We start from the raw sequence: 21,536 nt of genomic DNA on the forward strand, positions 1-21,536 counted from the left end.
CTAACATATTTTACTAATTATCCTTACGTCGGTCTTTATACTTTTGACCTCTTTCTTGCACCAACTTCATCATCTGCATCATCCTATTATTTCCATAGGGAGTAGGCGGTGGTGTTTGCAAAGGAGGAGGTACGGGCAAAGCACGGTTAGCTAAAGGATCGTATGGCACTCCAGGTCTAGGCGGTAAAGCACGGTTAGCTAAAGGATTGAGTAACGGATGTACGGGAACAGGAGGTAAAGGACGGCGACTCGTAGCACCTTCAGTTCGCAGTCTATTCTCCTCAATTAACTGATCAATCTCTACCGAGAAAGAAACCGCTCCTACAGCACTTGCAAATCCTGGAGTCACTCCAAGAGCAAGTCCTAATTGATTATCTGGAACCAGATACCCATCATCATAAATCTCATTATCGAAAGAGAGAGGACCTGTTGGAATATTGTAAACACCATCACTATCTCCTCCTGTGGACTCATCAGAGGTAGGTCTTATAGGGCGTGGAGCATCATAAATATGTCCTAGATCCTCACGTTTGATAGACATTCTATTTTGATTACTTGGAAGATCATAAATAGGTTCTTCCTCTTTTTTACGACGACTACCTCTTATCCTATCGTATATGGATCCTCCGACATTACGATTTCTATTTATCCTTGCATAAGGATCCTCAGGATTAGGACGCCCTACCATATTTCCATAATCTGAATCATTAGGATGGTTGTCTGGTAATTTAGGAGTAGAATCTGAATCCTCAAGTTTCGTATTTCCATATGGTAACCAGCTAGCACCGACTATTTCGTAGGTTCCATCCTGATCATAACCTTGAGTTCTAACAACCTCATATCCGTACTTACCTTCAACATTGGTAACATAGACAACCTCAGGAACTCCATTTACCCAAGCATTCACTATAGAGTCGGGAATAACAAGAGTTCCTTTTGGATAAGGATCATCTGATTCTGTATGTTTTTGAATAAACTTGGCTACTTCTTCAGCATACTCTGTATCATTGGGAAGGAAGCTATAGTGATCTTGTTTATGGACACAACAACGTTTCACAAGCTCTCCAAGAGCTCGAAGACCATTTTTTACCAAACGAGCTAGAGCAACTAGACCGTATTTAATGATAGTAAGAATGTTAATGATACCACGACGCAATTTCTCAAGGGCATTGTGAATACGTTCTCTTAACGGAGGTGATATACTTTCAGAAATTCCCGCATCAAACTCTAGACGCAATTTAACAGCTTCATCTAAAACTTTTTGAGCATCCTCACCAACTCCTTCTAAGATACTATCGGAGTCATCTCCCAGCTGCGCAACATCTAAAAGAACATCTTCAAATACATTAGATAGATCTCCATCAGTATCTAAAAATACTGCTTCTCCACTAGCATCGGTATATTTTGTAGAAGAAGTATCTAGATTCATGGAATCGTCTAACATATAAAATGTAGATCTAGATAGCGAACCCGCACGTTTGCTCAAATCATCAATGCGTTTTTGATAACCATCACGATACTCTGTGAATAATTGCTTCTCTTGTGGAGTATCTGCATCCTCTATCATATTATCAAAAGTCTGTACCATATGCTTTAACTCATCAAGAGTTAAACCCACTAAGCCATCTTCAGGCCCTTCACTTTTCTTAGTCGTGTATTTCCACCAACCACGCACACTCTCTGCTAAACTCTTACGCGATGTTCTTGACGACGCACCTCTTTCTGACGATATAGAATCTGTATCAGAAGTATCGATACTCACTAAGCGTCCTGTAGGAACTTCATCATCTTCAATATCCGAGACATCTGTGTCTCCGGCATCTATCGAAAAATCACCTTGAGAGCTCTCGCTTTGAAAAAGCGTATGCGAACGAACTTCAGGAAGACGCACGCCATGTTTTTTATATCCAGGAATGATGGGTGAGGAAATTTCCATAGGCTTTTGAACTTCCTTACTCTTTCTCCCACCCGTAAATATTCCTTTCACCGCTGACCACATACGAGAAAGTAACCCAGGTTTGGATTGTCCATCTTTGGAAATAGAAGCTTCTTGAGCTTCTTTTACCTCTTCAGGAGTAAGTACTTTAAAACCTTGTTCCATTAGCAGCTGAGTTCTTTCCTCAATTGAGCTGCCACTACTTGAACTACTAGATCGAGAGCGGTTACCATTTTGAGATCCATAAACTATGTTATGGGCTCCAAATTTCGCTGATCCAGCTTTCTTATCATCACCATTGCCATGAGGAGGGATTTTCCCAGGCCCACCGCCGCCTCCTACTCCGCTTACCCCCGCCATATCTGTGCCTCTTCTATAAAATCAAAAAAAATAAATTATTATAATTTTAATTTTATCAATTTTTGATAATTAACATAACAAAGCAAGCCAACTTTTATTATAAAGAGAAGTATAAACATAAGAATATTATCTATTTATAATAATAATTAGGTGAGAAAGGAAATATACTTGGAAATATACAGACTAAGCCCTAGGAAATTAATTACTTACCCATCAAAAGCGTCAGCAAAGACATCATCATCCCCCATATCATCAAAATCAAAGTCATCGAAATTCGCATCAACAATGAGATCTTCGGTAGAGATTTGTAATTTTCCAGAGATATCATTTAGGTAGCTTCTACGTGCACGTAAACGTTGTCTTAACATTACCAACTTCTCATAAAGCCAAGCTGTAAGCTTTTGGAGATACATTGCTGCTCCAATAGTGAGTAATGTAGAGCCTATAGCCAATACCCCAGCAATAATAGGAGCTAAAGTAGGAATAAGAGCGAGAAGCATCACCCCCACACCTGCAAAGACGAAGATCCCCGCAATAATGACACTGTTTACACCCCGACCTTTTTCAAAATCTGCAATTTCTTCACGGATAGCAAGATCCGTGTCGATGATTACATCTTTCCCGACGTGTAACCAAGCTTTATCAATATCTGCCTTAGGAAGATCTGAAGCTTTGGTTAAGAGTTTAGTAAACTTCGATTTTGCCCTGGCTTCTCTCCAACGAGCTTTAGTAATGTTTAATCGAGACTTACATTGAAATGCATTGTAGACCAAACCAGAAGAAGCCATGGGTAAAACCGTAGAAGCTACCGAAGAGCCTATAGCAGCAATAAGAAGCACTTGTAGTGCTGGTAGCCCTGCAAATCCTGCAGCAACAACAGCAGCTAATCCTGCAAGCACTAGTAAAATAGATAGAGCAAAGATAACTTTCTGCCTGGGTGTTAATGATAAACGTTTATCAATTTCCTTTGCGGAGATTCTCTTATATTCAAAAATCTCTTCCGGTTTTTCTATAGAACTCGCTTCTTCTTCCTTTCCTGCCTTAACATCTGTCCTAATGATCTCTATTAACGGCTCTTCAACAATCTCTTTTTCCGCAATATCTTCATTACGAATGTTTTTTAACCCCGTATCAGCAAAAAGCATTTGACCTTTTTGAGCTTCTAAAAAGTCCTTCCATTTTCCAATACTACTGTGCAGTAACGTCTGCAACATGAGTCCTATCCCTATGGAAACAAGAGGAGGTGCAAGAACAATCAAAGCCGTAGCGGGAACCCCTCCTAAAATAATAGTTCCTACAATAGCAAGGGATATCCCTAAAGCTGCAAAACCTGCACCTATCACTAAAAGACTCAAGCTAATGCGATGTAGTTTCTTAGCTTCTTGCATAATTTCTACACGCGATAAAGGCTCGCCAGAAGCTGCTTTTTCAGAACGGTAAAACTTTACGTATATGTAATGTGCGATACTTGTAAATCCGGATTGGCTACCTTTAGAATACGCAGTACCTCCGAGATTTCCAACAACACCTCCATAACCTCCAGGAATAAAGCTTGCCCCAACTTTCATAGCCAATCCTAATCCAGTAAATCCTAGGCCAATACTCGCAGCACTCTTTAATCTCTGTCTCTCAGACATGTTAGGGGCAAAAAGATCTCTAACCTTATTAACAATGTTTTTCATAACAGAAAAACCACCTAGAGAAACCCCAGATAATGCTATTGCCAATACAATACTCTGAGGAACTCCAGGAGCAAGACATGTTAAAGCTATAACAACGATAATCATAGCTAAGGCAAACACTGCCAATCCCGCAAGCAACCCTACGGAATGAGAAAACCTTCTCTTATCCATAGCTGTACTCTCAGGAAGCAAAGCCTGATTCAAAGGCTTCCTTACCTGATTATCCTGAGATACTTGACGGAGACCTTCAGACTTTGCAATCCCAGGAGGCTCATGATCATCACCTGGAATTTTAGAAATCGACATAAATTAAAAAACAAAAAATAAAATCTGCTGTTAATTAATTATAATCATAAATTCAGATATCAAACATTGATCAATTCGTTATATAAAACACAACAAAATCAACAGAAATTATTTAAATATAATTAAAAAATGAATTTTTTTAATTTGAAAAGCTAACTCGAAAAATTAGGGTAGCTAGAGGAGGAAGCTCGATATCGATGCCCCAAGAGAAATCATGATCTATACATAATATGGGTGGACGCATACCTTTTCCTGAGCCACCAAAGCTTGCATCATCACTATTAAAAAGCAGCTGGCATGTATTAATACCCTGACAATGTAGAATATAGGAAGGAAAATACCCTGAGCTAAAATGATGGATACATAGTAAGGCGCTACTACGATCCTCTTCTGAGAATCTGTAATAGGAAATTACATTATTTTCAGTATCTTTAAAGTCTACCCAAAGAAAAGACTCTTGTTTATCATCTCCTTCCCAAAAATAGGGAAGATCGCAATATAAGGCATTCATCTTTGCTACGCATTTTTGCAAAGATGCGTGATAGGGATTGTCTAATAAATGCCAGTCTAAAGAGCTGTCTGGAGACCACTCTTTCCATTGAGCAAATTCTCCACCCATAAATACAAGTTTTTTCCCAGGCTGGCATATTTGATAGCTCAGTAATAAACGCATATGGGCAAACTTCGTCCAGGTATCACCGGAAATTTTTTGTAATAAGCTACCTTTACCATGAACAACCTCATCATGAGAAAGAGGTAGAAGATACCTTTCGTTAAATGCATACCATAGGCTAAATGTCAGATCATTATGATGATAGGAACGGAATATAGGGTTAACTTTGATATAACGAAAGGTATCATGCATCCATCCTAAGTTCCATTTATAATCGAACCCTAAACCTCCAGAATTTACAGATTCCGTAACCTTAGGAAAATCTGTAGACTCCTCGGCAAATGTTAATACCCCGGGAAATTCTCTATGCACTACAGAGTTAAAATGTTTGATAAACTCAATAGCATCAAGATTTTCTTTTCCTCCATAGATATTTGGAGACCATTCGCCTTCTTTTCTTCCGTAATCTAAATATAGCATTGAGGTCACGGCATCCATACGCAAGCCATCGATATGCATCTTATCTAACCAAAATAAAGCACTACCTAAAAGGAAGTTTACAACCTCACTACAGCGATAATCGAAAGTATAAGTACGCCAATGAGGATGCAAAGGTTCTTCATGATCTACAAATTCATAGAGAGCTTCACCATCAAAAGAAGCTAGAGCAAAAGAATCTGTCGGGAAATGACCTGGCACCCAATCTAAAATCACTCCGATACCTTCACTGTGGAGATGATCTACAAAAAACTGAAAATCTTGAGAAGATCCATACCTCCATGTCGGTGCGTAATATCCTATCACCTGATAACCCCAAGATTCATTTAAAGGGTGCTCTGTAATTGGCAATAGCTCAACATGTGTATAACGCATCTCTTTGCAATACTGTGCTAATCTTCTTGCTAGTTCTCGATAATCTAAAGGTTTATTCTCATGCCATTGCCAAGAGCCTACATGTACTTCATAAATAGCGAGGGGTTGATTTTTTCTATTACTACGATTTTCCATCCATTTTGCATCGTGCCATTCATAGCAATCGCTATTTACAACTCGTGATGTAACTTGAGGAGGAATATCAAAACTTTTCCCGTAAGGATCAGTTTTGATAAGAACTTCTCCTGAAGTGCTAACGATTTCCCATTTATATAATGTTCCCTCATCAAGACCAGGAATGAATAATTCCCAAACTCCAGAATCAGAAACCTTACGTAAAGGATTTACCAAGCCATTCCAGTAGTTAAAATCTCCAACTACAGAAACACGTTGTGCATGAGGAGCCCAAACAACAAAAAGAACTCCAGAAATCCCTTGCACATCATAGGGAATCGCTCCCATACGCTCGTAAATCTTATAATGCGTACCTTGGTGGAATAAAAAGGAATCCATCTCTCCCCATAAAGGAGAAAAGGCATAGGGATCGTGAGCTAATAAGCCATTTTGATGATAAATGCGATAATCATTAGGGAGAATCCCTTTAGGAGTTGCTAGAGAAAATATTCCTGAGTGATGATGCGTAGCGCATGCGATATTTCCCTGAAGTTCTATAGTTACAGAATGCGCACCAGGTCGAAAAAGAATAATTCTATCTTGTGAAGAACTTTCAGAAATAATCCCTAAAAACTTATGAGGATTACTCTGCCTTCCGGAAATTAACAAGGAAATATCTTCAGAGTTTAAAATCCTCTCGACCATTGGGAAGCTATCTTACTTATGGAAACAATCCCATAAATACGTAGTTCCTGCTTTTATCTCCATACTTTCTCCTAAAGAAACCTTAGAAGAACCTGCTAGCTGTTTCTTTTCCCATTGGCGTAAACGACAATGAGATAATTCTGGAGAAAAACCTAAAAGCAAAGATGTTGTTTCCTGAGCATGTAAATAAACACGACGGATTGTCTTTTTACTCCATTCCAAGGAAAACTTACCTATTCCTTGCAAATGGATATTGACAAACCTCCCACAAGGAAACTCCGGAGGTAATGAGGGAAGAATTTCCACGATCTCCTTATCACGCAAAATAAAGAGATCACGCAGCATAGCTATGCTATAGAAAAGTAATGAAAAGGGTACGTCTTCACGTGTATTTTTTTTAGGAAGCTCATTAAGAATTCCCTGATATTCAGTATCATATATCCTAGGCAAAAGATTCTCAGAAAATCCCGCAAGATATAAAGAAGTTAATGCGGAATAGATCTCTGTTTTCCTTCTTTCTTGAATCTTTTGGTAAGCATCAACAAGTAAGGCTCCACTTCCCTTCTTCAAACACCCCCCATCTCTCGAAGAATCAGGAATAAGAGTACTGAGTCGCAGCCACAAAGGAAGAACCTCTTTTAAATCCCTACGATAGCGGATCTTATGCAAATCCGCATGTTTATGCACTCCTAAAGAAAGTAACGGTTCTGCAGAGTCTGCAAATGGTAAATGCCCTTTTAAAGAATCTACCTTTTCCCCAGAAGGAAGAATGTAGTATTTATACTGTTCACACATAACAGCTAAACCTCCACGATGTAAATCCTGGAAAACTGCAAAGCGTTTTAAAGGTCCCTGAGCTTCTACACAGCCTTCGTTAAGAAGTTCATGAGATGAAGAAAAAACACGCCATAGTGTAGGAAATATCTGAGCATAAAGCTCAGATCCTGGAATAGGCATAAACGTTCCAGGAATCAACGTATAAGGTTTAAAACTTTGAGTTATTTCAATCATATACGCTTTCCTTTAAGAATATCTTCTTCAACAGCATCTATACACACATCCACCAATGTATTTACAGCTACACTAGGGTCCGCAGGGAAACCTACCATATCAAAATATGGCGAATGACCGTAAGCTATACCCTCATCAATTCTTTCAACAAGTACAGAAAGCGTCTCTCCAATACGCTGCGCCATCTCCCTGCGGGCTACTTCTTTTGCAACTTGGGCAAGATGCTTCTTCCTTTCATTAATTACAGACTGGGGGATCTGAGAGGAAAATGTATAAGCTTTTGTCCGCTCTCTAGGGCTGAAAGGGAAAATATGTACTTTGATAAAACCTACATCCTCAATAATCCGTAGAGTATCTTCAAAATCCTGGTCTGTCTCACCTGGGAAGCCGACAATCACATCTGTTGTGAAAGCATATTTAGGATCCACAGAACGCAAAGCATCCACACAATCTAGGAAATCACTTCTCGAATACTTACGATTCATACGTTTTAAAATCGCATTAGATCCTGATTGTAAAACAAGATGTGAAGAATGACATGTATGCTTTCCAGAAAGTAAAATATCCCTAAGATCTTCCTGAACATCTTCAGGATCGATAGAAGAAATCCGTATTCTTTCTATACCGTCAATCTCATCTACCTGACGAATAAGATGTGCTAAAGATTTTCCCTCGTCTTGATAATCACCAACATTAATTCCAGCAATTACAACCTCTCGATACCCTTGAGAGATTAATCCGGAAATCTCCTCGAGAATTTTCTGAATAGGTCGCGAACGTGACCTACCACGCAAATAAGGAATGATACAATAGGAACAAAAGGAATTGCATCCATCCTGAACTTTAATAAAAGCTCGAGATTTTCCCTCAAAACTACGAATACGAAACTCAGGAAGATCTTGAATAGAAGGGAAAATCTTTTCCATTAACTGATGTTTTTCCTTGTTAGGAACAAGAAGGCATTGCCTTTCTAAAGAATTGAAAAATTCTTTATCAGACTCTCCTAAACAGCCAGTAACAACTAAAAAAGCATCAGGATTTTGTCTACAAACTTGACGTACAGCATGGCGTCCAGAACTTTCTGCGGAGCCTGTAACGGCACACGTATTGACAATACATAGGTCACTGGGAATCTCAGGATCGGTAATTTCACGATAACCTAAGAAATTTAACTGATCTCGATAACTTTGAATTTCATACTGATTGACACGACATCCTAAACAAACGAGCCTAAACGTTCCCTTTACTTCTACAACTGTCATAAGTTTTTAGTGAGATATGAAAAAATAAGAAGACAGTATTCTAAAGTATCTCTACTTTTACTCACTAATAAAGATTCTCTTTTTTCTTACTAGCTTGTAAAGAAACTTCGTGAAATAAAACCTAGTCTTCTTTTTTCTTTTGAGAAGAACGGGGACGTGAAATAAATGGTTGGTACTTTTTCTCCAACTCTTTTGGTAAATAGCTCTCCACGATTAAAATATCATCTTTACATCGATGTGATAATACTAATCCCGCATCATAAAGTTCGGTAAATTTCCCATAATCTTTGTAAGAAAATTTTAGTGTTACCTCAGGACATCCTTCGGTAATCACATCTGTCATTGCTTCAAGGAGATTTTGTATTCCCTCTCCAGTTTTCGCAGAGACCAAGACGGCACGTGGAGATAATAAACGGAGTTTCGTAGAAGCTTTACTATCGGGAAGCTCGTCGATCTTATTCAATACTGTAATAATTTTAGGATGTTCAATTCCTAATTCTTGCAGTATTGTTTTTGTCGTTTCTACATGCTCAAAAGCTAAGGGATGCGAAGCATCCACAACATGAAGTAAAACATCTTCATGTAAAGCAGCTTCTAAAGTACTTCTAAACGCTGCAACAAGAGTATGGGGTAATTTACGGATAAATCCTACCGTATCAGTAACGAGAACACGCTGCCCACAAGGAAGAACGCATCTACGTGTTTTAGGATCTAAAGTAGCAAATAGCTTATCTTCAGCATAAGTTTCCGCAGAGGTTAAAAGATTCAATAATGTGCTCTTTCCAGAGTTGGTATAACCAATCAAAGCAAATGAAGGAATCCCTCGTTTTTCCTTAGCCTTACGACGTTCTTTCCGTTGCTTTTCTACAGATTTCAAATCGGAAGTTAATTTGTGAATCCTTTCACGAATCATCCTTCTATCAAGTTCGATTTGTTTTTCTCCCTCCCCCTTAACAAAACCTCCGCCACTACCACCTCCAGATTTTTGACGTGATAGGTGACCCCACATTCTCTTTAATCTAGGAAGAAGATAACGTGCGCGTGCTAATTCTACCTGAAGTCCAGCTTCTGCGGTAAAGGCACGACTAGCGAAGATCTCTAAAATCAACTCCGTACGATCTAAAACAACAAGACCTAAACGTTTTTCTAGGTTTCTCTGTTGTGAGGCAGTAATCTCTTCATCAACAATCAATGTGCCAATAGTAGGAAATGCTTGTAAAATCTCCTCGATTTCTAAAAGCTTACCTTCGTTTAAATACGTTGAAGAGGATGGCATACGTAAAATCCACGAGCGTGTTTCCAACACTGTGATATCACATGATTCAGCAAGAGAAACCAGCTCTTCACTATGCTCTTGAACATTCTTTTGATCAGCTTTTCCTGTATAACAGGAAACTGCTAGAGCTTGGGAAGGATCTTGCTCTTCTCGAGGAAGAGAAAAACGCCATCCCAAAGCACTTTCACGACTTTTTTTCTCTTCTTTAGGCTTTTTTTTCATTATCTATCCTTATAAAGACCAGGAAACTTCCATACCATCATAAGCACACACCTTATCAGAATAATCTGCGAGTTCTTTTTGCAGGTTGTGACTGATATGTGTAATGATTAACTTCTTTGCTCCTACATGGGCAGCAAAATCTTCTGCCTGACTCATAGTAAAATGCGCGTGTCCGCGTCCATAAAAAGCTACAGGAGGCCGATCAGGAGAAACAGATAAAATCAAAGTTTCTACTCCAGAAAGATAACTGAAAATCTCCTGATCATACCTATTCATATCAGTAAGATAAGCAAGATTTCCAAAACGATATCCCATGACCTCACAAGATTTTTGATAATAGGAAACATAGGTATAGGGAAGATCTAAAAATGTACTCTCTCCATAGGCTTCATTTAAAATAGTAAAATCTAAAGAAGCGGGAAGTGTAGTGTCACCACCTTGAGGAAAAACAATATGCTCACGAGCTTTACAGAGATATTTATAAGTAAATGCGGAGAGAACAACAGGGAGGGAACGTTGATGGATTACATACCAAACACGTAAATCATCAACGCCTCCGATATGATCGTAATGAGGATGAGTAAGAAATACGCCATCGAGTTTTTGAATATTATTTTCTAACATTTGCTGTCGGAAATCTGGTCCAACATCAATAAGGAAATTCTTTCCCGCCCATTCAATAAGTACCGAAGGACGTAAACGTCGTATTTGTTTTCCTGTACAAATGGCACAGGAACAAAAGGGAACAGGAATTCCTTCAGGGTTTCCGGAACCCAAAAAGGTTAATTTACCTGATGAAAAATCTCCCCGCATCTCTTTTCCCACAGACAATCCCCAATACATTTCTAAAAAATGGAATTGTAACTGTCTAGAAAATTAAGAAAAAGAAGAAGCGGGTTCGGGAATCGCAAGTTCAGGAATAGGTAGAGGAATTGTAGGAGGATGATGAAGTGCATTATTAGCTAACATAGGATCCAATAAATGACACGAAGGAGGGAAATCTGTAAGTACAACATACTTTTCCGTTCCATCCTGGACATGAACAAGTTCACAACGTTCAGTATAATCTTTTGAAAGACTTAACCATTCACGTACACGCACCCGTGAAAAATAATTAAAAATTGCTCCAATCAAACATAAGACTAAACCCACACCTAATAAAATTGCAGGAAAGCACCAATGATGTAAGCCTGGAATCACAGGGGAAGAAACAATCACACCAAGAATTACTCCTGAAAGGAGCAACACTCCTCCTCCGAGGAAACTTAACAAGGCACAGATATCTAGATTACGTACCCGAAAACATATGTTCCTCATATGCTCACGAACAGCAATAGCATCGGCATCTTTAGGATGCAAACCCCACAATGTTGTCAAAGGTCCCGAAGAATACGTCCCCTTAATCGGATGATTCTTGCACCGTAAAATAGGAGCTACACCACTAGGATGGCCGTCACCACCTACAACAAGAATGGAAACCTCACTGGGTTGCACCACGCCCTCGCAAGAGGAACAATAAAAATGTGTGTTAGCATATTGAGCGCTATCCTTGAAACCAGGATAACACGGGAAGGAACCAAACATACACAGCCCCTTAAAATAATCAGAAAGAAATTAACAAAAAGAATAGAAAAGATCAAATTATAAGAGTTTATAAAAAATAAATGAACTAATTCTTATATAAAAGGAAAAACTTAAAAATAAGAATCTAAATATAGATTTAAAAAGAAATTATTAACTAGAAAGTAGATAAGAAGAATCTTATGGTATAAAGATTCTTCTTATAAAAGAAATGTTAAAAGTTTTTTTGATCCAAACCCCATTTCTTTTCTAATTCGCGAATCGTTCCCTCTGCTTGCAATTCATTTAAAGCTTTTTGAACTTCTTCTACATGTTCGGGACGATCTTTTGCTATCCCCAAACCACAACCAAGAACCCACCAATCTTCGGGAAGATCTATAGTTGTCGTATACAAATCAGGAAACTCTTTCAGCACTACACGAGCAACAGAAGGTTCAAGAACAGCTACTGGCGATTTTTTACAACCGACCTCCATCAATACCTCCAAAGTACTGTCAAAAGAGCGCACACAAACTCCTGGTAAAGACAGCAGGTAATCTTCATGGAAAGTTCCTGTTTGAACAGCAACTGACGTATACTTGGACAAAGGAAGAACATCTTCTTTGCTTATTGGCTGTTTGGATACAATAGTTAATTCACAAACACCTTCTCCATGATAAGGAATCATAGAAATTTCTTTTTGACGTGATTTAGTAATCGACATTCCTGCCAAAATAGCATCTATACGGTGTTTTTTCAAATTGAGAATCAACGCATCAAAAGAAAACTCCACGACTTTCAATTGCCTATCAAGTTTTTTGCTAATAGCCTCTGCAAGATCCATGTCAAAGCCCACAACCTGGCCATTTTCATCAATAAATTCAAAAGGAGGATAGGTTGCGTTGGTCCCCACTACCCAAATTTTTTCTCTCTCAATAGGGGAATTGCAACCCACTAAGAATAAACAAAATCCGCAAAATAGGGCCCGAAGATAAAAAGTAAACTGTTTCATAAAAACTATGCTGGAATAACTAAAAATATGATATACTTTACATACGGAATAATAAATCATCAAACTCGAATCTGCTTTTAAATTAATTGACATCGAAAGCGAGTAAGTATGTGATATAAAAAATTTTTTAATTATGAGCTCACCTTCTTCTACTCCTCCTTCCTGTCCTCCCCCAGGAAGAAATAATCTTTACCATTTACAAACCAACCCACAAGATCCTCTATGTATTAGAGCGTTAAGGCTGGTTGCTTATGTGCTATTGCACATTATTACTTTAGGTCTTCTCTTACTTTTCCATTATTGCAAGCGTCATATAATAGAGGAAACTGTCGTACCCATCATTCCTGTCCAACCACAACCGTCCACCCCTCCACCTACAGGATCTCCAGTATCCCGAAGAAAAAGCCCAACACCTCAAACAAAGCCAACTCCCGTTACTAAAGCTATTTTAGATATTCCTCCAACGACACAACAACCTATTATCCCCGCAACAGGAGTAACCGATACACCAACACAACCAGCACCCACTCCTCAACAACCAACAGATGTAACACCACCTCCAACACAACAACCTACTACCCCCACAACAGGAGTAACCGATACACCAACACAACCAGCACCTATTCCTCAACAACCAACAGATGTAACACCACCTCCAACACAACAACCTATTACCCCCGCAACAGGAGTAACCGATACACCAACACAACCAGCACCTACTCCTCAACAACCAACAGATGTAACACCACCTCCAACACAACAACCTACTACCCCCACAACAGGAGTAACCGATACACCAACACAACCAGCACCTATTCCTCAACAACCAACAGATGTAACACCACCTCCAACACAACAACCTACTACCCCCACAACAGGAGTAACCGATACACCAACACAACCAGCACCTATTCCTCAACAACCAACAGATGTAACACCATCTCCAACACAACAACCTATTACCCCCACAACAGGAGTAACCGATACACCAACACAGCCCACACCACCTGCACCTACTCCGAAACCAGAAGCATTAAGTCTAGATCAAGTCCTAAAACGCGTCCAACGTACGGGAGTCTTACCTCCAGGTGTAGATCCAAAATCTCTAGAAGCAATGGCTCTCCTGAATGAGCAAGGATTGTCACCAATCGGTGCGCGTGGAACTATCACAGCAGCACATATTCTTAACCTTCTATTCGTAGCGACGTATCCTAGGCGTGTCCGAGCAGATTTCCAAGTTATGATAAGGACTCTTAACAACACTATCCACACAAGAAATGCCCAGGATGAAGGTGCTATAGTTGCCCGTCTATTGTTAAAACAGTTAACACATCTGGATAATAACTATTATCTTGTTGATGTTCCAGGAGATGGAAACTGTTTTTATCGTTCTTTCTATGTAGGTTGGATATGTTCATTAATACGCTCTGGAAATCCCCAAGCATTCGAAAATGAGGCTCAGCGTATTTTAGGACTATCTTTTGCAGCGTCATCAACAAGAAATCATTTACTTACCGAGCAGATGGCTACAATTCTTAGATCATGCCAGAACTATGATAATCTAAGAGATGTATACAATAATATACTTCTTTCTCCAATCCACACTGCTACAGCTATTTATTTCTTACGAAATCTTGCCTTTTTCACTATGGATGAAAACCGTATAAAAAGTCTGGGAGGGGAAGAAAACGTTCGTGCTTTAATCTTAAGTCAGATGACAGAAGCTCCGGAAATGTTATCAAGTGCTTTGAAAAAGATCATACAAACGGAACCAACCAGCCCTATTTTAAATCACATCTTCTGTGGTGGAGATGTGTTACCACTAACAACAGCAACAGATCAGGGAGAACTCGCTTTAGAGTTTTTATCACAACTACTCCTCAATGATCAAGACATCCAACAATTACCTCAGGAACAACGACAAACAGCTAGCCAATTTCAAGCATCGTTAGATGAGTTTATGGATACTGCTACCACTATCTTAGTTGCTGGAGATTTAACTGCAGAAAGTGTTAACCCTATCATACAAAATTTCCCTCCAGAAATTCTAGGACATTACCAAAAATTTGCTCAGGCTGTCGCTGAGAAAAGACCAGGCGTTGCTCTGCCTACACCATTAATTCTTACTACTTTTCTTCTTTCTCATCCTTCATGTGCAGAAAACAACACTGCTTGCGCTGCATTCTTAAAACAAGCAAAGACTACTCTCAGAACAATATTAGGAGACAAACAAACCCTAGTAGATTTTCTAGGATGGCATGGAGAAAAGGCAACTGTTCTGAGTACACAACTACAAACCTGTTGGACTCAAAAACAAGCAGCTAGTCTAATTGAGGTTGCTCTATCTCTCTGTGATGGATTTAAATCTTCGGATACCATTCCACAATTAGGTGTTACCTACGGACGCATTGCCAAGTTAATGCAAAGCACACCACAGACTCTTCCTGAAGCACAATTACGAAATACTTTGGATTCTCTTTTAACGTGTATTTATCAAGGCAATAACTCAGCATCATACTTTGAAATGTCCGCATCTCCAATATTTGCAAGAGAAGTTCCAGAAAACTCTATAGACAAGATATACGCAGAGGGAGTACAAATGTTCTTCTTCCTATTGCAATACCCTTCCTTACTTCGACATCCGACTACTAGAGATGCTGCAAGGCAAATTATGCTGATTTATCAACCACATTTACAACAAGCTTTGAGAAAGAAGATCAACTCTCATCGTGTGGTATCTATGGGAGGAGGTATCTTTGGAACTTTCTGTTGGGATTCTCCTATATTTGGAAATAACATAAATTCAAAAGCTATTGAATCTATGTTATCTTTCCTAGGTAGAGATCCTGCCGCCCTCTCTCTTTGCCCAAATATGAGAGCAGATTTCTTCCGGGTGATGGATTCAGGAAATCCAGCAAGGACTTCAGCTTTACTTAATGAAATACGATCATCCTATCCTCAGTTATGGAATACATTTATTTACCATTTAGACATAGTAGGAGACAAAGCAACTCCTCAAAATGCTAGGAGACCATTTAGCCAAACTCTTACAAATGATGTCTTACTCTATAGTTTCGTGAATACGCATTCTCAGACTTTACATGATAATACGGAGTTAACAAATAAGTTAATTACTTATATCAATGAGAAAACAACGAACATTAAAACAGATATCGTGAACAACTTTGATCGTTGGAGTTCATTATTCTGGCTAAATCTTGATAAAACTATTACCTATTCAAACTTACAAAATGCTTTTCTATTTTCCTTGGTGCGTAGAGAAAATAAACATCCAGAAGCATTTCAGTCTTTCATACATGACCTGAATACTATGGACATGCGGAAGCTTATGCGTATGTTTAACTCTGTAAATACGCAAGCCGAAGATGAGCATATCAGTGCGATTTCCTCCGCTTTAGGCGCATTCGCGCTTTGTCAGTATCTAGCAGATGGAAGTTTGACACAAAATGCAAGTCAATTAACACCTTTGGCAAATAGATATGGCTTTTTGCAGGCGGATTACACTCCAGAACAACAAGCACGGATTTTTGTTCTACGCGCCAACAACCACTACAACTGTTTATTACCAAAAGATGCTAACGATACTTCGAAAGCAGCCCATCCTGGAACTCCGCCGAATCAACAACCATAAATTAAGGGAAGCTTCTTATTCTTACGACTACCTACCCTCTACCTCATGCGCTAAAACGATCTTCTAAAGATCCAAATATCACTCTTCCCCTATCTGCGGATGTTTCCGTTGGGGAAGACTCCCCACTTCTTATTGCAGGCCCCTGCACTCTGGAAAGCTATGAGCATACTGTAGCCATAGGCCTTGCTGCCAAAGCCGCAGGAGCTACGGTATTACGAGGATCTGTAAAGAAACCCAGAACGAGTCCCTACACCTTTCAAGGATGGGGAAAAGAACAGGTTATCTGGCATAAAGAAGCTCAGCGTATTCACGGATTACTTACAGAAACAGAAGTCTTAGATGTTCGAGATGTAGAAATCACAGCAGAAAATGTTGATATTCTTCGTATAGGAGCTAGGAATATGCAAAACTTTGTTTTGCTCCAGGAAGCTAGCCAAAGTCATCGACCAATTATTCTCAAACGTCATCCCTCGGCAACTATAGAGGAATGGTTATCTTCAGCTGAATATCTACTTAATTCCCCGACATGTCCCGGGGTAATTCTTTGCGAGCGCGGTATACGCACTTTTGAAACGTCCACACGTTATACTCTAGATCTTAATACTGTTGCTTTACTTAAAGAGATTTGTCCTCTTCCAGTAATTGTAGACCCCTCTCATGCTGCAGGAAAACGTTCGTTAGTCACTCCATTAGCAAAAGCTGCTATGGCTGTAGGTGCTGATGGATTGATGATAGAAATACACGAATGTCCAGAAAAAGCTCTCTGTGATGGGAAACAGCACATCACCCCTCAAGAACTTACAGATTTATTCTCTTCCATAAGAGAAGAGTATGCAGATTCTATGTATCAAAATATTGGGAATTGAAAGTCTTATCATTCCTAAATCAAAATCTTAGAAACGTTTAGTTGACTCTCTACTTATAATCAGACAACATAAAATAATTTTAATTAATTATAAATCTTTTTTAAAAAGAATTAGTTATAGTTTTGAAATAATTGTGTTGCAAAGTTTTGTCTGTTTTAACTATTTGATTACCAAATAACAATGAAGGAATAAGAGTATTTTCTTCATGGAGGTATATGGTAACACAAACATGCAAACTCTACCTTTTACAATGTCTATTTTATGCCTTATACTGGCTAATTTACTATTGTAGAAAATTACTCAGAGGCATCCCCGACCATCCCGATGAACCTTTGTTCCAAGCCTTCCTATCCTCTCTTATAGATCTTCTTTCTAGCTTAAAACAACTTCCGAATCCCGACGTAAGATAACCTAATTGATGAAACTCACCTTCTTGTTGAAAAACAAGAAGGTGAACTGATAATCGTCCGCATTCGTTAGATTAAACCTTTCTCTCTGAAGGTTTCCTGCTATATACATAGAGAACTTCAACAAAGATAAATGCAAATAGTGAACATAGCCAGGAAATCAAATCCCTGGAGAAAGGAATAGTGATGAAATATCCACAACTATATACACCCCCACCTATAAGAACCGCTGCCCAAGCTGCTACAGGACTAGCTTGATAACGTGTGAGAAGCGCTGCACCTATCGGCACGGAAAGACAACATACTGAGAGGCTATAACTTAACATCAGCAAATCTACGATGTTGCTAAAGCCCATAGCAGTAAGGGGCGCCAACAAAGCAATAATACAAATCAAATAGCGATAGTTTATTGAAGATATCTGAGGGACCTCTTCACTGACAAGTTGTGCGACAGCGCTAATTAGTGAATCCGCTGTAGAGAGTATTGCCACACCAATCGCAGCTGCCATAACAGCTGCTAGTGACGGACCGCTAATATAGGCCACAGTATCAATAAGCACGCAACCTTGAGCGATGCCAAGTTTGGCTCCTAAAGATCCTAAAAATAACGGGATGAAGTTAAACAAAAGGATGACGATACCCGCAAGTATCGCTGCCCACTGCAAACGTCGTGGTGACGATGCTGCTACACAACGTTGTGCCATATCTTGCTCAACAATCATAAATACCATAGGCATGAAAATCCATCCTGGAAGTTTACTCGTTGGTAAAGGCTCGAATGTGGAATTAGAGAGTATGGGAGTAAACTCAGAGGAGCCGTACCAAACAGAAATAGCACAGGTAGTCACAGCAATAAGAAGGAAAATTGCCTGAATGATATCTGTTCTTACTACTCCTCGAAATCCCCCCGTAGATGTATAAAATACTAAAGTTATCCAAAAAATAGCTGTTAGATACTTACCATAAGTAAAAACACTGAATAGCTTATCCAAAGCAACAATCTGCGCTACAAGAATAAAAAATAAGGATAATGCTGAAAGCAGAAAAGCCATTTTACGTAGCTTTTTTGACTTATAGACACTTTCAAAAAGTGTCACCACAGTAACAATAGATCCCGAAGCGAGTTTCCTTCCTGGACCAACGCCAAGGAGTATTAACCCTAAAGCAACTCCTAAAGGATATAAGATAACTCCATAACCATAACGTGCAGCCTCTTCAGCGGCACCAAGCAAGACCCCACCACCAATTTGCGTGGCAATAAACGTCATCGTTAACGAAAACGTTTTTAAACTTCTTCCTGCAAGGAAATATCCCTCGCGATCTTGAACTGTAGAGCCACCCTTACGGCCTACAAATAAACAAAAGGCTTGAACGCCAAGTAAACAACCTAAAAATAATCCAAAATTCATTTCGAAACTCTCAACTGTAAAAAAAATAAACAGGCTGAAGAGCAACTGCCAAAATACGACAGAAACAATACAAATCTTCAGCAAAAAAATTACTTTAAAAAAACAGTTTAGATTCGATGGAGGTAGCGACCAGAATAACGGAAGCTTAAAGAAAATAGAGAAGCGCGAAGTATTTTCAAAGAAAAGGATGATGTTTGCATATCTAAAAATCCCAGCGCTTTAGACTTTCACATAAATGTAGTACAATCGATCTTAAAAATCCATAAAAACTCTCAATCCTCTCCCCCATATTTAAAAAATATAGAAAAAAAGTCTTTATTATTTAAATAAAGAGACAAAGAAACAAATTAAAATTAATTTATGAAGAATAAAAATACTAAAAAGAATTCTAGCATTCATTTAAAAAAATTTATTTATAATATTATTCATCTTGTAGACGGTTTCTTAGAAGCTCTAGAAAAACAGTTTAAATCTTTATTTTCCCAAGAAGAGTGTGATCGCGCCCTATCTTCATTAATTGAAGAATTACAGAAGTATAAAGAAAACCTTGATACTGTGGCTATCAATCCATCGAATCCTCTAGATAACTTAGTTAAATTAACAGAGACTGATCTACTTAAATAGAGAAAACAAAGCCCCTGCTGCTGCACAACGTAGCGAAGGGGTTTCATGGTAACAGCATTCCAAAAGAAAATCTACAGCCTCTGTGTTCTCAGAAAATGCTATACCTTCTAAAATAGCAAGTTTGTCTTGCCAGCGACTTTTAGGGTAAAGACCCATAGCTTTATGCAAGGATTCGCTATTTTTTTTCTGACATAACGTAGCTAGTGTAGACTCTAAACAAGAAGCAAAACTTTTATCTGCTGTCCATACCTGAGCGGCTTGCTCATCACCCTCTTCCCAAAATACTCCTGAGAAAAAGCTCCATCCTTGCTGCTGACGATTAGAAAGAAAATCGCCTGTAACTTTCTTTACTTTACTATATTTTGCTACTGCAAGTAGGCGGATAAGCTTCCTACCAATCTCCCTTTTTACCATATCAAAATAGAGAGGAAGAGTAGCGCTTTTAGGATTCCATTGTGAATCCCAAAGAAACTGTTCTATAGCCCAGCACATTTCAGGATCACAGATAAAATCAGCGAGAACATCTCCTGCTTTTTCTATATTTGTTCGACTAACAAGAAGTAAAATAGCAAGATTTGCTGCAGCTTTTCTAGATGTCACAACATGCAGATGCCTATCGGCAAGATCTTTCCCACGTATCCCTAAAGAACACACCGCAGCAGAGGCAGCTTCACAAATAGAAACAAAAGGAGAGCGCAAACCTTTAACTAAAAGCTCTTCTCCTAGAGAATCTCCTTGAAGATACAATACTGCTGCTGCTTGCAAACGCACTTTAGGAAATGGCGATGTTTGTGCAAGATAGCGTACTTGATCAGCAACCTTTGTTGATTCACAGCTTACTTCTCGCCCACAAGCTAAAGCCGCACGCAACGCTGTCTCTTGTACTTCAGGATACTGAATAGATAATAAATCCAAGAGGACCTCTTCATCTTTTCCGTCTCCTTCGTGACGTAAAAGTTCACAGGCAAATAATGCCTGATCCATATCTTCTTTTACCTTAGAACCCGTGAGCAATTGTGGGGTAAGCATCAAAGATGCTTTCCACGCTTCCCGACGCTCCTCACCGTCAATGAGTTTGTTATTCGCCCGCTCTTGAAGATAGGGGAGTAATTCCTCAATATCTAAAATCGCAGCGATTTGATATGCTGTCATCCGTACCTGCATAGACTCGTCATGCTGTGCGATCTTACACACGGCATCTTTTAAACCCTGTGTTCCATATTGCAAAACCACCTGCAAAGCTAACGTACGCACTACAACACTATCGTCAGAAAGACTAGATAATACTAGGGGAGTCAAACGAAAATCTCTAGCTAAGCCTATAGCAAGAATACTGACAGCACGGACTGTCATCGAAGGATGAGAGACTCCATCACAAAGAATTTGTTGGGCAAAATCTTCTAACGTATCGCGATCTTTAGCAAGTTGTGGGTAGCGTTGACAAGACTTACTAAATTCTTGACTCCAGGTTGCATAATCCTTACCTTGCGCGAATGCCCGCAAGGCAAGGCGGGTTTGCGGGAGTGAGCACTCAGAAGAAGATAAAAGGATCTTAGCTTCCTTGATAGCTTCAGGGAAATCGTGAATGAGCAAATGTTGGCGCAAAGACTGCGATCCTTGTGCCACATGCATAAATAAACAGAGGA

General features: G+C 39.2%; 15 protein-coding genes. 4 read left to right on the forward strand and 11 right to left on the reverse strand.

Annotated elements, in window-relative coordinates; all coding sequences use genetic code 11:
• Positions 1 to 13: 13 nt before the first annotated feature.
• From O1W69_RS00115 to O1W69_RS00155, 9 genes are all read right to left on the reverse strand, one after another.
• Positions 14 to 2,296: a hypothetical protein gene (locus O1W69_RS00115; protein WP_375793533.1), complete on the reverse strand. Its 2,283-nt coding sequence runs from the start codon at positions 2,294 to 2,296 to the stop codon at positions 14 to 16.
• Between the two features lie 206 nt (positions 2,297 to 2,502).
• Positions 2,503 to 4,284, reverse strand: coding sequence for a hypothetical protein (locus O1W69_RS00120; protein WP_375793534.1), 1,782 nt, complete (start codon positions 4,282 to 4,284; stop codon positions 2,503 to 2,505).
• Between the two features lie 139 nt (positions 4,285 to 4,423).
• Positions 4,424 to 6,589 (reverse strand): 1,4-alpha-glucan branching protein GlgB, encoded by a 2,166-nt coding sequence (gene glgB / locus O1W69_RS00125; protein WP_375793535.1) that lies wholly within the window; start codon positions 6,587 to 6,589, stop codon positions 4,424 to 4,426.
• A 12-nt stretch (positions 6,590 to 6,601) separates the two neighbouring features.
• Positions 6,602 to 7,600 (reverse strand): hypothetical protein, encoded by a 999-nt coding sequence (locus O1W69_RS00130; RefSeq protein WP_375793536.1) that lies wholly within the window; start codon positions 7,598 to 7,600, stop codon positions 6,602 to 6,604.
• On the reverse strand, positions 7,597 to 8,862 hold the full coding sequence (gene mtaB / locus O1W69_RS00135; RefSeq protein ID WP_375793537.1) for a tRNA (N(6)-L-threonylcarbamoyladenosine(37)-C(2))-methylthiotransferase MtaB: 1,266 nt from the start codon (positions 8,860 to 8,862) through the stop codon (positions 7,597 to 7,599). The genes O1W69_RS00130 and mtaB overlap by 4 nt, the downstream gene beginning before the upstream one ends.
• 121 nt (positions 8,863 to 8,983) lie before the next feature.
• Positions 8,984 to 10,360, reverse strand: a complete 1,377-nt coding sequence (gene hflX / locus O1W69_RS00140) for a GTPase HflX (RefSeq protein ID WP_375793538.1) — start codon at positions 10,358 to 10,360, stop codon at positions 8,984 to 8,986.
• A 9-nt stretch (positions 10,361 to 10,369) separates the two neighbouring features.
• Positions 10,370 to 11,173 carry an MBL fold metallo-hydrolase gene (locus tag O1W69_RS00145; protein ID WP_375794009.1) on the reverse strand — a complete coding sequence of 268 codons (804 nt, stop codon included), beginning with the start codon at positions 11,171 to 11,173 and terminating at the stop codon, positions 10,370 to 10,372.
• Positions 11,174 to 11,236: 63 nt separating this feature from the next.
• The gene (locus O1W69_RS00150) at positions 11,237 to 11,944 is read right to left on the reverse strand and encodes a hypothetical protein (RefSeq protein ID WP_375793539.1); all 708 of its coding nucleotides are present in this window, start codon (positions 11,942 to 11,944) and stop codon (positions 11,237 to 11,239) included.
• A 211-nt stretch (positions 11,945 to 12,155) separates the two neighbouring features.
• Positions 12,156 to 12,932 (reverse strand): transporter substrate-binding domain-containing protein, encoded by a 777-nt coding sequence (locus tag O1W69_RS00155; protein WP_375793540.1) that lies wholly within the window; start codon positions 12,930 to 12,932, stop codon positions 12,156 to 12,158.
• Positions 12,933 to 13,065: 133 nt separating this feature from the next.
• Here O1W69_RS00155 and O1W69_RS00160 point away from each other — a divergent pair, with 133 nt between their 5' ends.
• The 3 genes from O1W69_RS00160 (at position 13,066) to O1W69_RS00170 (ending at position 17,860) form a co-directional block, all read left to right on the forward strand.
• Positions 13,066 to 16,584 (forward strand): hypothetical protein, encoded by a 3,519-nt coding sequence (locus O1W69_RS00160; protein ID WP_375793541.1) that lies wholly within the window; start codon positions 13,066 to 13,068, stop codon positions 16,582 to 16,584.
• A gap of 17 nt (positions 16,585 to 16,601) precedes the next feature.
• Positions 16,602 to 17,450 carry a 3-deoxy-7-phosphoheptulonate synthase gene (aroF, locus tag O1W69_RS00165; RefSeq protein ID WP_375794010.1) on the forward strand — a complete coding sequence of 283 codons (849 nt, stop codon included), beginning with the start codon at positions 16,602 to 16,604 and terminating at the stop codon, positions 17,448 to 17,450.
• Positions 17,451 to 17,665: 215 nt separating this feature from the next.
• Positions 17,666 to 17,860 (forward strand): hypothetical protein, encoded by a 195-nt coding sequence (locus O1W69_RS00170; protein ID WP_375793542.1) that lies wholly within the window; start codon positions 17,666 to 17,668, stop codon positions 17,858 to 17,860.
• Positions 17,861 to 17,931: 71 nt separating this feature from the next.
• Here the strand turns inward: O1W69_RS00170 and O1W69_RS00175 are convergent, their stop codons facing one another.
• Positions 17,932 to 19,266, reverse strand: coding sequence for a sodium:solute symporter family protein (locus O1W69_RS00175; protein ID WP_375793543.1), 1,335 nt, complete (start codon positions 19,264 to 19,266; stop codon positions 17,932 to 17,934).
• A gap of 360 nt (positions 19,267 to 19,626) precedes the next feature.
• Here O1W69_RS00175 and O1W69_RS00180 point away from each other — a divergent pair, with 360 nt between their 5' ends.
• Entirely contained in the window at positions 19,627 to 19,890 is a 264-nt protein-coding gene (locus O1W69_RS00180; RefSeq protein WP_375793544.1) for a hypothetical protein, read from the forward strand.
• Here O1W69_RS00180 and O1W69_RS00185 read toward each other — a convergent pair.
• On the reverse strand, positions 19,879 to 21,522 hold the full coding sequence (locus O1W69_RS00185) for a HEAT repeat domain-containing protein (RefSeq protein ID WP_375793545.1): 1,644 nt from the start codon (positions 21,520 to 21,522) through the stop codon (positions 19,879 to 19,881). The genes O1W69_RS00180 and O1W69_RS00185 overlap by 12 nt on opposite strands.
• Positions 21,523 to 21,536: the final 14 nt, after the last annotated feature.

The sequence above is a fragment of the Chlamydia sp. 12-01 genome, from assembly GCF_042234205.1.
Lineage (GTDB): Bacteria > Chlamydiota > Chlamydiia > Chlamydiales > Chlamydiaceae > Chlamydia.